Source organism: Tunturiibacter psychrotolerans, assembly GCF_051013365.1.
In the GTDB taxonomy this organism is placed as follows: Bacteria; Acidobacteriota; Terriglobia; order Terriglobales; family Acidobacteriaceae; genus Edaphobacter; species Edaphobacter psychrotolerans_A.
Genome location: NZ_CP132941.1, coordinates 2,554,527 through 2,568,700, shown reverse-complemented (window position 1 = coordinate 2,568,700; position 14,174 = coordinate 2,554,527). Strand labels below are relative to the sequence as shown.

The window sequence follows — 14,174 nt, the reverse complement described above, 5'->3', positions numbered from 1 at the left end:
CTTTTCTCGAATACCCTGCATAATTTGTTGACAACCCATCCTCAATACGCATAAAAGTTGCTCTCGGGAATTGAAGCGGTTTAACGCCGCACGAATTCAATCGGCTCGCCACTATCTCTGTCGAAATTAGAGAGGTCAAGGCGTGTCGGGGCAATAGAACACAAAGCCACGAGTGAAAGCTTCCAGGAGGGTGTATGAAACACATTGTTTGCTTACCGGAGAGTCAAGAGTCGGTGAGACGAAAGAAATCCGCTTGCGATATGGCCATGTGGGATTTCATTTGGGTTGCACTGCTGGCGATCGCCGGCGCAATGAACCCCAGTTTTGTAAGAGCGCAAACGAGCTACGGTAGCGTGGTTGGAACCGTGACCGATTCTGCGGGCGCATTAGTCGCAGGGACCGAAGTACGTTTGACGAACAAACAAACCAACGCAGAGCAGACGGCGTTGACTAGTTCTGCGGGCACATACACTTTCATCAACTTGAATCCGGGGTCTTATAGCGTGAGCGCGTCGCATGCCGGATTTAAATCCTCAACGACCGACCAGGTGGATGTTCAAATTGGCGGAACAACTCGTGCCGATCTGGCGTTGCAGGTAGGAGAGGTGACCGAGTCTGTTACTGTAACGGGCGCATCAGTCGGTATCCAGGGCGATAACCCATCGTTGGGTGGAGTGATTGAAGGCAGACAGGTGCTGGAGGCGCCTCTAAACGGTCGTAACGTGAATAATCTCCTCGATTTCGTGCCGGGAGTAGTGCCGGGCGGTGGAACCTCGGGCAGCACGGTGGCGAACGGCGGGACCGGGCAGGTCAGCCCAAATACGCAGGCGATCTCATACGGAAACTACCAGATCGGGGGCGCTTTCAGTGGGCAGAGCCTTTTCTTTATCGACGGCGTTGGATCCAATATCTCGGAAAACAATGTCAACACCTTGGTCCCGACTCAAGATGTGGTCCAGGAGTTCCGAGTTTCAACCAATAACGTCAGTGCCGAATTTGGTGGATACGGAGGCGGTGTAGTCGAGATCTCCACGAAGAGCGGCACGAATCAATTTCACGGAACTGCCTACGAATATTTTCGCAATGATGCACTCGATGCAAACGACTGGTTCTCTAACAACTCCGGTTTGGGTAAGGTACCGCTCCATCAAAATCAGTACGGCGCCAACATTGGTGGCCCTGTGCTGAAGAACAAACTCTTCTTCTTCTTTAGCTGGGAGCACGAATCCTTGAGCTCCGCCACCCCGACCGCATACGTGATGCCGACAACAGCCGAACTGGCTGGAGACTTTTCTCAAGATCCGCAGATTATCTATGATCCCACTACCGGACAGCCGTTCCCGCACAATAGCATCGCCGGTCGGATCGATCCCGCAGCTTTGAAGATACTTCAGCTCGAGACGCCGAATGAAGCGATGGTGAAGCAGACGCCTTTCGTCAACAACACGTTTGTCTCGGTAGGCGCGGTCGGGGTACAGACGCAATATAACGCGCGAGTCGACGCCACACTGGGCAAGGACACACTCTTCGCCCGTTACACATATTGGAACCCGCACAATCAATCGGTCGATCCATTCGGCAACAAAACGGGGGCGGGACCTACCGGCAACTTCACCCAGGAAGGAGTGCTCGGAGATAATCACGTATTTTCCGCGAAATCGATCGCCGAAGTGCGCTTCTCCTATCTGGAGAACTATAACTTTCAAGATCCATTGAGCGACGGCTTCGATATGTCGACGATCAACGGCAATTGGGGGGCAATCCCTGGCATCTCGGGAATTAATGTTTACTCTCTTCCTGCAGTTGCAATTCAGGGATACGGCGTAGGACCTAACCTTTCACAACTTCACTGGAACAACAACGTCTGGGCGATCAGCGGCAGCTTCACTAAGATTTTAGGAAAACACAGCATTAAGTCTGGCGGCAATTGGCGGCAAGTTCTCTGGGAAGCATATGCACCTAGCGGCGGAGTTACTGTGACATCGCTCCCTGGCTTCACAGCCAACCCAAACGTCCCTGGGTCTGGCAACGCTCTCGCATCCTTTCTCCTGGGTATTCCTTCACAGACAAGCGTTACGGTCACGACTAACACTTACGCTTTTCTGCACAATTACGGCCTCTTCGTAGAGGACACCTATCAAACGACACCTAAGTTGACAGTTACTGCCGGACTTCGCTGGGAACAACCAGGTGCATTTTCTGAAGAGAACAACATCGATGCAGTGTTTCTTCCCAATGCGCCCCTGACCATCGGCGGCATCAGTGGGTTTACGAATCCGCTTGGCACCTCTGTTCCGCTCAAGGGCTCGGCCGCCTTGGTGGCTTCACCGCTCTATCCTTCTAGAAGAGAAGAGTCCTTGCACTGGAAGACCTTCTCCCCACGTGTAGGATTCGCTTATCGGTTCGACTCCAATAGCGTCATTCGTGCGGGTTATGGCATTTCTTTCTTCCCGGCAGTCCTGGATCAGACCGGACCTCAGTTGAGTTCGCTAACCCGGTCCGCGACGAACAACGTGAACTCAGTTGGCGGACCGATTGGCGCGACAGTAGGCAATCCGTTTCCAACTGGCATCTCACCCGCCCTCGGCCATTCTCAACAAGGCGTGGATAACCTTTTAGGAAGCGGTGTATGGGCGCGAACTCCGGACCAGCCTCTCGGCTATTCGCAACAGTGGAACTTGGCAGTCGAGCGCTCATTCGGAAACAGCACTGTGGCTAGCCTTGCTTATGCTGGATCCAAGGGAACACACCTGATCATTGCGTCACCTTTCACGGGCTCTGGTCTGCAACTTAATCAGATTCCTGACCAGTATTTGTCCTTGGGTAATGATCTGCTGACTCCGGTTCCTAACCCGTTCTACGGGGTCCTGCCAGCGGGGTCCGCGTCCGGCGGTCCGACGATCCTTAAGGGTCGACTTTTAACGCCCTATCCTCAATATCCCCTCGGCGTTCTCCAACAAAGCGCTCGCATCGCCGCTTCCAACTACAACTCACTCCAGGCGTATCTCACCAAGCGCTTCAGCCATGGAGGCATTGTTCAGGCTGCGTACACGTGGGCGAAGTTGCTCAGCGACACCGACAACACGAGCGCCTTCCTCGACGGTCAAGGAGGTACAGGACTCGTTCAGGATCTATATAACCTTAAAGCTGAGAAGTCGGTGAGCCAGCAGGATACCAGGCATAACTTTGTCGTAAATTATGGGCTCGATCTTCCTTTTGGACACGAACAGATGTACCTCTCACACATCAACTCGGTGACGAACGCGATCATCGGGGGTTGGCGTGTGAATGGGATCACAACTCTTCGGACCGGTGTTCCAATCGCTCTTACGGCGAACCCCAATACGCTTGCGCAAGACTTTGGAGGAGGAACTCCGGGCTTCGGCTTGGGTAGTGGCATCATCCGGCCAAATTACACCCCGGGATGTAAGAAGACTGTATCGGGCAACCGCTCGGTTAGAGCGACACAGTGGTTCAACACCAGTTGCTTCACAGAACCTGGCCCTTTCGAGTATGGCAACGAACCCCGAGTTGACTCAGACCTGAGAGCTGCCGGAGTCATTAACTTCGATTTTTCAGCCAACAAATCATTCAACGTGACCGAGAGGGCCAGGTTGAAGTTTAGCGCTGAGATATTCGACCTGTTCAATCACCCACAATTTGCCGAGCCGGGGGTTGGTCTTGGGCCAACTTTCGGAGTCGTCAACCATCAAGCAAGTCTTCCTCGTACAGTTCAACTTGCTTTGCGTTTCACTTACTAAACAGTCCCAGCAACTGTGACGTCGTTGGATACGGCGCACCCTTTGCGGTGCGCCGCTCCACCTCACCATTAGCTAGGCGGCGAGAATATGTCGAGTAGAGAGATTGAAACTCCGAATACGATTCAACCGGCGCTTATGGTCGGCCTGGGTGAGATATTGTGGGATCTCTTGCCTTCCGGTAAGCAGATGGGAGGCGCTCCCGCAAATTTTGCTTACATGGCGAATGTCCTCGGGGATGAAGGAATTGTCGCTAGTCGAACCGGTAACGACGACCTTGGCCGCGAGGTTCGGGAGACGCTGGAGACCCTAGACATCAATCCCACATTTATCCAGGCAGACGACGATCACTCGACAGGCGTGGTAGAAGTCCTGATCGACGGCGCTGGGCAGCCGGAATTCAAGATCGCAGAAGACGTGTCTTGGGACCATCTGGAGTGGACAACTATCTGGGAGCGCTTGGCGGTCCGTGCCGATGCGATCTGTTTTGGAAGCTTGGCTCAACGATCCAAGCCGTCTCGAGCCACGATTCATCGGTTTCTCGAAGCTTCGAAAAAAAGCACACTCAAAATTTATGATGTCAATCTGCGAGAACCGTTTTACAGCAGAGACATTATCGTTGATTCTCTTCGGCTATCTAATATAGCGAAGCTAAACTCTGACGAGCTTGCTAAAGTTTGTTATTTACTCAATATCCCTGGGCAAAGCGAACAGGAAAGGTCGAAACGGCTTTTGATTGAGTTTGACCTTCAATTAGTTTGTATAACGCGCGGCGAGGCCGGTAGCCTCCTGGTTTCAGCTGATCAGGCCGTTGAACACAGTGGCTTCAGGGTAACGGTAGCCGATGCTGTTGGCGCAGGCGACGCCTTCACTGCATGCCTAGCGCACCATTACATTCGCGGCGAGTCTCTTCACAGGATTAGTCAATTAGCGAATGGATTCGCATCATGGGTCGCGACTCAGACTGGTGCCACTCCCGCCGTTCCTCCCGAAGGGTTACAAAGAGCTTTGAACGAAATCATGCAGGGGCAAGCTTCGAGCGTCAAGACTGCGAGCCCTTCGTGCTGACCAATATTTAACCTGCAAGTTCCGTAGTTTTGGCGCAGCGATCAGATGCAGGAGGAGATGACGGAGAGATGACAGTCTTAGATTTGCTCGATCAGATGCAGACGCATCTTGGTGTACCGTGGCAAAGTCAACGTGCCGGAGGCTTCTCAGATGGAGTATTGGCCGGTGATCCGTATGCGCAGGTAACCGGTATCTTGACGTGCTTCACTCCCACAGTCGAGATACTTCGTCACGCAATAAGTTCCGGGCATAATACCGTGATTTGTAGAGAGTCCCCCTTCTATAGCAGAGGAGAAAAACAGCCGGTTGCCTACCGGTCAGGAGCCATGCCAGCCAAAGAACTTTTGGAGAGCGATCCTGTTTATCAGGAGAAATTCGCGCTTATCAACACGAACTCTCTCATCATCGTCCGATTCGTAGATAACTGGGATGCACGCAAGACCGATGGCCAACTCGAGGGACTGGCAAGGGCAATCAAGTGGGACCAGTATCATCTCGCCGTCAAAGGCGACAAACACTTCTATCGGCCAGGAAATAATTTCTTCAGTATTCCGCCTACTCCGCTTGGCGCTTTAGCGAGAGGGATGATGGAGTCGCTCAACGCAAGAACCATCCGAGTAATGGGCGACGAGCACTCCGTCGTGAAGAAAGCGGCCATTCTGCATGGCTTAGTCCTTGTCCCTGATCTTCAGGCTGCCTTTGCGGAGACCGGCGTCGATCTGGTGATCGCGGGCGAACCTGTCGAGTGGGAAGGTGCCGAATATCTTCAAGACATGATCGCAGCCAAGATGGCCAAGGGAGCAATCTTCCTTGGCAGTGAAGTGTCGGAAGAGCCTGGTAGCGGCGAAATGGCCGCTTGGTTGAAGACCTTTGTTCAGTTGCCTGTGCAATGGCTTCCGTCCGGTTCCCCGTTTACCCCTATTTCGCAGGAGACGAAATGAACACGCTAACCAGACGATCCTTCTGCCGAATTGCAGGCGCCGGACTAGGCGCACTATCAACCACTCCCGGACTTTGGGCCGATTCTTCGAAGATTACTGCGCGAGAGATTATGGCAAGAATGTCCAGGAATGTTGGGGTTAAACCGTTTTGGCCTACCGCTGACACCATCAAGATCGGAGATCCCGACGAGACCGTCACGGGAGTTACGACAACATTCATGTCAACACTCGACTTGCTGCAAAGGTCTAAGAAAGTTGGGAACAACTTCGTCATCTCGCATGAGCCTACTTTCTGGAGTTCGAGCGATGTTGTCGCCGATCTTCGAGATGATCCGCTTTACAAATTCAAAGTCGATTTCTGCGAGACCAACCGCATGGTGGTGATGCGGTATCACGACACTTGGCATGCTCGACGACCGGACGGAATCTTTGCGGGATTCAATCGCTGGGCCGGATGGCAGGAATATCTCTACCACGAGCCTGGCATGGAAAGGGGAATTTTCTACAAGCTGCCGCCCACCACTGCTGGGGAAATAGCACGTCATCTGACAGTCAAATTGAATCAGCGGAGCGTGCGCCTGGTTGGAGATCCGCAAACTCCAGTCTCACGGGTGGGATTCGCAGGCCACTACATCTCGGAGTGCATGACGATTGCTCCAAAGGTAGATCTCGTCATCGCAGGAGAATCGCGCGAATGGGAGTGCGCTGAGTATATGAGAGACGCGGTTGCCCTCGGAGAGAAAAAGGCATTCATCCAATTGGCTCACGAGGGTATGGAAGAGGCTGGTATGGACGAGTGTGCGAATTGGCTGCGAGGCTTTGTTCCGGAAGTTCCCGTACAGTTCATAGCCTCCGGCGATCCCTTTTGGATTCCAACATAGATGAATCGCGCTAAATGATTCGACAACGGCTGAGACAAATAGTTACTGGGGACTCTTATGACAATTAGGCAAGGTTGGTTTTCTGGGTTGGCTCAGATTAGGCGCTCCGTAAGTTTAATTTTGTTGTTCTCTAGTTTTTTGATCGTGCTGTCATCGCATGGCAGCTTGGCACAGGAATCCAAAACACCGCAACGCTCCCAACAAAAACCGCCAACCCACTTTCTCGATGTGTCGCCCGATGGCACAGTGGAGGTACCCGCGCAGTCGGTGCCGGTCTCATCGTTCCTCAGCCCGGAAGCAAAATCGTACGTCGCTGCACACCTGAAGGACATGCGCGATCCTAACGCCACCTATACCGAAAAGGGCGTTCCGCGCTTTATGATGCCCTATCTGGAAAGACAAAAAGCTCTCTTTCCTTTGGTAATGGACGACACGAAAATCGCTAGCGTCCACGTCTTTGTCTTCACACCAAAAGACGGCGTCTCACAAAAAAACGCGGACAGGGTGTTGATCGATTTGCATGGAGGAGGCTTCTCCGGATGCTGGCCCGGCTGTGGCCTTCTCGAATCAATGCCGCTCGCTTCACTAGGCAAAATTAAGGTTATCAGCGTTGATTATCGAGAAGGACCGGAGAATGTCTTTCCTGCCGCGAGTGAAGATGTTGCAACCGTCTATGTAGAGCTCTTGAAAAAATACAGACCCGAAAATATTGGCATCTATGGATGCTCTGCCGGTGGAGGGCTTACCACGATGTCGATTGCATGGTTTATCAAACACAATATTCCTCTGCCAGGCGCGATTGGAGTCTTCTGCGCGTCCGCCGGCAACATCGGAGTTGGCGGAGATTCAACCTATTTCGCCTGGCCCTTTGGTGAAGCTCGGCTTGCAGCGCCTCCACCGACGTCGTCTAACCGCCGAACGGGCTATTTCAGCGGCACCGATCCCAAAGATCCCCTCGTAGCGCCGATCAATTCACCTGAGTTGCTCGCGAAGTTCCCACCAACCTTGATAGTCACTGGGACACGTGACTTCGCACTCAGCGGAGCTCTCTACACTCATAGCCAACTCGTGAAGTTGGGGGTTGACGCCCAGCTTCACGTATGGGAAGGTCTTTTCCACGGATTCTTCTACAACCCCGACGTGCCGGAATCGCAAGATGCATATCAAGTTATGGTGAGATTTTTTGACAAGAATCTAGGTAGCCATGCGAAGTGACGCTGAGTAGAAGTGATGAGGTCTTTTCGATCTTGAGAGGCTTCTCCGCTGAACACTTCCAAAGCCGACTCAAGGCTCGCCAAATCCCCGATGAAATCACCATCAATGAAAAAAGGATATCGATTACAAATGCAAAGACAGACGATCCGCAAATGGTCCAATGAGTTTCATTACCAGCAGGCCCTTGTCTGCACTTTGATTTTTCTCGCTTTATGTCCTCAAGTGACCTACGCGCAGGGCCTTCCAGATTCCTCCAATGAAAGCTGGGTCACGACATGGACGGCGGCTCAGCAGTTGCTCGTAGCCCCTTTTCCCGTAGGTGAGAAGGATCGCGAGCGAGCCAAATTGCCCGACACTCTACACGATCAAACCATTCGAATGATCGTGCACACGAGCATCGGTGGAAAAAGTGTGAGGATTCATCTCTCAAATGCGATCGGCGCTCCTCCTGTCACTGTAGGGTCAATACACATCGCAAACCGCGATGGTCAGGGATCGGAGATCGTAGCCAGCAGCGACCACACCGTCACCTTCAGCGGGAAGCGATCCTTTTCAATACAACCCGGAGTTGTCTTGGACAGCGATCCAATTGATCTTGACGTTCGCCCAGAAGCCGACCTTGCAGTGTCGTTATTTCTGCCTCAAGATACAGGCGCCCCGACGAATCATCTCTTAGGCTTTCACACCGCTTTCATATCGAAGGGTGATACGACATCGCAGGCTGTGTTGGCAGAACCGGTTCAGACAACTTCTTCGTATCTGTGGCTTGCTGGTGTCGATGTTTCGACAGCTTATCCGAAATCATTTTCTGTCGTGGCATTAGGAGACTCGATAACCGATGGATACGCTACCACGCTGGATGCAAACCACGCGTGGCCGGCCTTATTGGCTAAGAGGCTCGCTTCGGTTGGGTCGCAGCCCGGCATAGCCGTCGTTAATCAAGGAATCTCAGGAAACCAGGTTTTGAGGGATGGTGCCGGGATTAGCGCTCTAGCTCGATTTGATCGAGACGTGCTGAGTCAAGCCGGAGTGAAGTGGATGATTCTTCTTGAAGGTATTAACGACATCAATTTACATACTCGGATCTCGCCCGAGGTTCCGCTACCCACGAGCGATGATCTGACAAGCGATGACTTGATCGGAGCGTACGTTCAACTCATAGAGCGTGCGCATACTCATGGAATTAAGGTGATTGGCGCAACACTGACTCCCGAAGAAGGCGTTTGGATTGCCTCGAAAAAGGGTGAAGAGATTCGGCAGGCGGTGAACAAGTGGATTCGAACGAGTGGCCGTTTCGACGCGATCGTCGACTTCGACGCAGTCATTCGCGACCCCAATCATCTCACTAAGATGCGCACCGAATTCGATCCTGGAGATCATATTCATCCGAACGATGAGGGAAATCAAGTCATGGCAAATGCGTTCGATTTGTCTGTGTTCCGCAAGTAAAGAGGGATTTGAAAGTGCATTCTGCACGACTCATTCGACGCAGGAGAAGCACTAGGACTTTTCAACTAAAGCTTGTTTTCAAGACTTGCAACTTCATCTTTACTAAGCTCGTTTCTGCATAACACCAAAATGGTGGGGTATTCCTATATGAAAGTTTTTAGTCGGCTTGAGCTCGTGATATTAGGTTCGCTGCTGGGCCATTCTGTCTTTCTTATTCAGACACGAGCACAAGATTCAGATCATTCTGCTTCGCCTAGCAGTACTCAATCGCCCGCCATCAAACAAGGCAGCAAAGTAACTTTGGGACGAGTAATTGCTACCCCGGCGAATGCGCTCATTTCTCCGGAAGTACACGCAGATAAAACGGTAACCCTCCGCTTCCGAGCTCCAGGCGCAACGCAAGTTCAAGTCGTTGGCGAAATTACCCAAGGCAAGGGGCCTGTAGCAATGACGAGGGATGTTGACGGCATATGGACCGTTACTCTTGGCCCACTACCCCCTGAAATTTGGAGTTATAACTTTCAAGTTGAAGGCGTCGACGTCACGGACCCGTCGAATCCAGCAATCAAACCGACACCTCCCGGTCAATCGATGTCAAGTTTTGTTGAGGTGCCAGACGATCACTCCTTGTTCTATGACGCGCGACCTGTCCCGCACGGCCAAGTGAGAATGATCCTCTATGAGTCGAAAGTGATGGGTATCCAACGTTGGCTCTGGGTTTACACGCCGCCAGATTATGACAAGAGTGACAAGACATATCCCGTTCTCTATTTGCTCCACGGCAATGGCGAAGCTCAAAACGGATGGGTGATGAACGGTCGAGCGAACGTAATCTTCGACAATCTTTTGGCCGATCACAAAGCACAGCCAATGATTGTCGTAATGCCTCAGGGACATGCGCTGCAGGCAGCTGGTGTTGCGCCACTCGTAAGGGTAGCCGGCGAGACGGGGATGTATTCGCCGAAGTTTGCCCCAGATTTAATTGAAGACATTATTCCCCTTGTTGAAAAAGAATTTAGAGCAAGCCAAAATCCAAACGATCGCGCAATCGCCGGCTTATCCATGGGAGGTGGTCAAGCACTAGACATCGGCTTGCATCATCCTGAACTCTTTCATTACATACTCGGATTCAGCGCTGCCGTAGGCGAGCCATTCCTCGCTCCTTCGCAGGTTCTCGAGGGTTCTCAAAATTCGACGACTCTAAATAGCGAGATACGTTTACTCTGGTTTTCTTGTGGGCATCAGGACTTTGTTCTTCAGGGCAATCGAGACTTCGCGAAATTACTCGATGACAAGGGAATAACACATACCTATAGGGAGACGGAGGGAGCTCACGTTTGGAGTGTTTGGCGTCACAACTTAAACGACGCTGTGCCTTTGCTATTCACTAAGAAAACCACTACCAATTAACCTTTTTGCGTTCGGCTTCGGAACTACACGCAGATCAAGTATTTGTTTTCCCGAGACCAAAACTGCAGACCGCTAGAGCAGATCTCAGCAAAGTGATACTCAGCTGACTTCAATAATCCTTTCGGCGGTTAAGCTTTGGGTTTATTGAATGATTTAATACCGCAATAGAAGGAGTGGTCATGAAGATCGGTGTTAGCGCATTCGCCTGGACTAAGGATTTCACGTCATCACACCTCGATCTAATACCACAGGCGCGCGCTCATGGATTGGATGGATTTGAGATCCCGATGTTCGATCCAGCGCATTTGCCTGCTCAAGCTATTCGTAAGGCATTCGAAGCCAACGACCTGGAATGTACTGTCTGTGCAATCCTGCCCAAAAACATCAATCCCATCAGTCCTGACGTATCCGTACGAAGGAAGTCGCTGACTCACCTAATTGCTTGCGTTGAAACCGCAAGAGAGTTGGGGGCAAATCTCTTGGGCGGGCCCCTTTTTGCTCCTATCGGCTACTTACCAGGCCACCGTCGAAGTCGAGAGGAGTGGAACTGGGCAGTCGAGTGTTTTCAAGCCCTCGGATCTACTCTCGAAACGCACAACATCAATCTCTCCCTTGAGCCTGTCAATCGGTCCGAAACATTTTTTCTCAATAAGGCTACTGAAGCGCAAGCCCTTTGCAAGGATATTGGGAATCCAAGAGTTGGCGTAACTATTGATACCTTTCACGCCAATATCGAAGAAAAGAGTATTTCGGGAGCCATCGCCTTGCTGGGTACCAGTCTGAAGCATGTGCATTTAAGTGAGAACGATCGAGGGCTTCTCGGCTCCGGGCATATTGATTTTATGGACATTGTTAGGATCTTGCACTTAAACGAGTACGACGGATACCTCATGATCGAGGGTTTCGGCTATTCCGCCGGCTACCCGGGATCCCCGGGGTACCTACTAGCCGACATGGCAGTTTCTCCTGAAGAGATCGCTACCGCAGGAGGTTCTTATGTGAAAAGTTTGTTGAGACATTGTTCGTGCTAAGGATGGCCCGATGGAACATTCGCATGTTCTCTGAGCCGACAACAATTACCTAGCAGATCCCGTGTTTTATCTTCTATCGACGAAACATGTAGCACTTCGCCTTGCGCAAGTAAGGAATGCCTGGCTGCAGCACAAGCGTGATCGTCGTACCATTTAGCGTAGTCCAGTACAAATAACGTTCTATTTGACAGCCGCCGAGCGTTCTATTTGACAGCAGCAGCGGGCCGCCTGTCAGATTAAACGCTGCTTCGTACTGAAGAGCCGATTTTGAGCTGAATTTACAACGATATTAAGTACTGGACTCAAAGCTATTGAATCCCAGATGTAATTCCTCAGCGATACGGGAGACTGGCTTCACGGTAAGCAACTGTACGAGAAGCCGGTTTATCGGCCAAGTGCGGAGACCACCAATCTGCGCTTCCGGATACTGCTAGTCCGGCGTGAGCTACAACAAGGAGAACTGCAGCTGCAAGGATATTCCACCAGGTTCTCCCCGCGAACCTGGAAATCACCCCTCACTGCGGCCATTGCTGAAGCGGTTTTGTAGTTTCCAAAAACTCCGTTTCCCGTTGCACAATGACCCAATACGGAAGGAAACCCTAACAGCTTAAGGGGGCTTCATGAGACGGATGACATTGATAGCACTAGGCGCGGTCTGTGCAGCAGTCGCGGTCGCCATGTCCAACTCCGGCCACATCGTGCGCGGACAAAGCGAAGAAAGTGCAGCCGTGTCGGCAACGGCTTACAATCCGTACCCGCCTGGCATTCTACCGTCCGATTTGAGTTCCGAAATAATTCGGGTTCAACGGGAGGTGGACTTAGTCGAAGGCCGCGCGCTTGCGCGCTGGAAAGGCTTAAGCCATCCGGTTCTAACAGGTCAGCCACCAATCCTTCAGAATACCGGGACGGAAGCAATAGAAACGCTCGGTGAGCTTATGCTTTACGACAGGAATATCTCTCCAGGCAAGAACCAGGCGTGCGCGTCCTGTCACATGCCATATGCTGGTTTCAGCGGACCGATCCCCTCGGTCAACCTGACAATGGTCGCGTTCCCGGGAACGGTTCATTTTCGCGCCGGCAAGCGGACACCGCAACGACACCCGTATTCACCCTTCTTCCCTGTATTCCAATACAACCAGGAACAGGGTCTGTTCTTCGGTGGAAACTTCTGGGATTCGCGTGCAACCGGGTATAAGCTGCGGATTCCCGACGCCGAACAGGCACAGGGGCCTCCGGTCGATACTCAGGAAATGGGTTTCCCCGATACTGCCTGCATCGCATTTCAGCTTTCCCAGGCAGTCTACAGACCTCTCTTTGAAGAAGTTTGGGGTGGAGGTTCATTCGATATCAAGTTCCCACGCGAGACCGAGCGCATCTGCGCTACCCCGGGAGGATCTGCTGTGTTTGGCGGGAACACGACGCCCATACCTCTTAGTGCAAGCGATAGGACCCGCGCAAATATAGTTTATGATCGCTGGGCGCAGTCCATCGACTCATTCGAGCAGTCCGTACAGGTGAGCCCGTTCTCGTCGAAATTCGACGCCTTCCTGGCCGGCAAATACACGCTCACTCGAGACGAAATGGCGGGTTTCAAATTATTCAATGGCAAGGGCAACTGCAATTCATGTCACCTCGACGGACGGGGCACCAGTCTGAAATCAGATCAGGCGGACTCCAGCGCCGTCGCTATGGTGAACCCTCTGTTTACCTGCTTCGGCTCAGCAAATGAGGGCGTGCCGCTGAATCCCGCGAATGCCTTCTACTACCAGACCAAGCCGGATTCCTACGGGTTCATTGGCAATCCTTACGGCTTCGGCTACAGAGATCTGGGACTTGGAAGCTTTCTCAGAAGCGCGTTCGGTAGCGGCCCCAACCCGAACCTGAACTGGAAACAGTACGCGCCCGCTGTCGATGGCCAAATGCAGGTGTCCAGCGTTCGCGACGTGGCCTCGACACCGCCACAATGTCCCACCACTGAAGCTCCCGGCCCCTACTTCCAGAAGGCGTTCTTTCACAATGGCTACTTCAAGAGCCTGAAGCAGGTCGTGCATTTCTACAACACGCGCGACAAGTATGCGTACCCGGTGACCTCGGGACATTGCCCTAAGGGAACAACGGAGAAGGTAGACTGCTGGCCCATGCCAGAGGTGCGGAACAATATTGACATGACTTCCGGTAATCTTGGCCTGACGGATGAGGAAGAGAACCAGATCGTTGCGTTCCTGCAAACATTGTCGGATGGTTTCACGAGGCCTTACCCCAACAGCGATACTTATACGGGTGCTTGCATGAAGGGTGGTTCGGCTGCGACCCAGGGCAATGAGCACTTGATCGCAACTCCGCCTCTACCGCCGTGCGCATCCGCGATCTGCAGCGTTGCGCCCCTCCCCAGCCCGTCTATTCCGTAGCGGATTGCTGAAG

9 protein-coding genes are annotated in these 14,174 nt (G+C 52.3%); all 9 read left to right on the top strand.

What is annotated here, in order from left to right; translation table 11 throughout:
• Nucleotides 1-194: 194 nt before the first annotated feature.
• The 9 genes from RBB76_RS10895 (at nt 195) to RBB76_RS10855 (ending at nt 14,161) form a co-directional block, all read left to right on the top strand.
• Nucleotides 195-3,761, top strand: coding sequence for a TonB-dependent receptor domain-containing protein (locus tag RBB76_RS10895; RefSeq protein ID WP_429632377.1), 3,567 nt, complete (start codon nt 195-197; stop codon nt 3,759-3,761).
• A gap of 87 nt (nt 3,762-3,848) precedes the next feature.
• A complete protein-coding gene (locus RBB76_RS10890; RefSeq protein ID WP_429632374.1) occupies nt 3,849-4,826 on the top strand; it encodes a carbohydrate kinase family protein in 978 nt (325 codons plus the stop codon).
• Nucleotides 4,827-4,894: 68 nt separating this feature from the next.
• On the top strand, nt 4,895-5,767 hold the full coding sequence (locus RBB76_RS10885) for a Nif3-like dinuclear metal center hexameric protein (RefSeq protein WP_429632371.1): 873 nt from the start codon (nt 4,895-4,897) through the stop codon (nt 5,765-5,767).
• The gene (locus RBB76_RS10880; protein WP_429632369.1) at nt 5,764-6,648 is read left to right on the top strand and encodes a Nif3-like dinuclear metal center hexameric protein; all 885 of its coding nucleotides are present in this window, start codon (nt 5,764-5,766) and stop codon (nt 6,646-6,648) included. The genes RBB76_RS10885 and RBB76_RS10880 overlap by 4 nt, the downstream gene beginning before the upstream one ends.
• 165 nt (nt 6,649-6,813) lie before the next feature.
• Nucleotides 6,814-7,863, top strand: coding sequence for an alpha/beta hydrolase (locus tag RBB76_RS10875; protein WP_429632367.1), 1,050 nt, complete (start codon nt 6,814-6,816; stop codon nt 7,861-7,863).
• A 129-nt stretch (nt 7,864-7,992) separates the two neighbouring features.
• Entirely contained in the window at nt 7,993-9,312 is a 1,320-nt protein-coding gene (locus tag RBB76_RS10870) for an SGNH/GDSL hydrolase family protein (RefSeq protein ID WP_429632364.1), read from the top strand.
• Between the two features lie 147 nt (nt 9,313-9,459).
• The gene (locus tag RBB76_RS10865) at nt 9,460-10,722 is read left to right on the top strand and encodes an esterase (RefSeq protein WP_429632361.1); all 1,263 of its coding nucleotides are present in this window, start codon (nt 9,460-9,462) and stop codon (nt 10,720-10,722) included.
• Between the two features lie 179 nt (nt 10,723-10,901).
• Entirely contained in the window at nt 10,902-11,753 is an 852-nt protein-coding gene (locus RBB76_RS10860) for a sugar phosphate isomerase/epimerase family protein (RefSeq protein ID WP_429632359.1), read from the top strand.
• Nucleotides 11,754-12,382: 629 nt separating this feature from the next.
• Nucleotides 12,383-14,161 (top strand): cytochrome-c peroxidase, encoded by a 1,779-nt coding sequence (locus RBB76_RS10855; RefSeq protein ID WP_429632356.1) that lies wholly within the window; start codon nt 12,383-12,385, stop codon nt 14,159-14,161.
• Nucleotides 14,162-14,174 lie beyond the last annotated feature (13 nt).

Excerpts from the sequence above, each read along its gene's own strand:
- RBB76_RS10885 (WP_429632371.1), top strand. The coding sequence starts at position 4,895 with ATGACAGTCTTAGATTTGCTCGATCAGATGCAGACGCATCTTGGTGTA.
- RBB76_RS10855 (WP_429632356.1), top strand. The coding sequence starts at position 12,383 with ATGACATTGATAGCACTAGGCGCGGTCTGTGCAGCAGTCGCGGTCGCC.
- RBB76_RS10890 (WP_429632374.1), top strand. The coding sequence starts at position 3,849 with ATGTCGAGTAGAGAGATTGAAACTCCGAATACGATTCAACCGGCGCTT.
- RBB76_RS10880 (WP_429632369.1), top strand. The coding sequence starts at position 5,764 with ATGAACACGCTAACCAGACGATCCTTCTGCCGAATTGCAGGCGCCGGA.
- RBB76_RS10860 (WP_429632359.1), top strand. The coding sequence starts at position 10,902 with ATGAAGATCGGTGTTAGCGCATTCGCCTGGACTAAGGATTTCACGTCA.
- RBB76_RS10895 (WP_429632377.1), top strand. The coding sequence starts at position 195 with ATGAAACACATTGTTTGCTTACCGGAGAGTCAAGAGTCGGTGAGACGA.
- RBB76_RS10865 (WP_429632361.1), top strand. The coding sequence starts at position 9,460 with ATGAAAGTTTTTAGTCGGCTTGAGCTCGTGATATTAGGTTCGCTGCTG.
- RBB76_RS10870 (WP_429632364.1), top strand. The coding sequence starts at position 7,993 with ATGCAAAGACAGACGATCCGCAAATGGTCCAATGAGTTTCATTACCAG.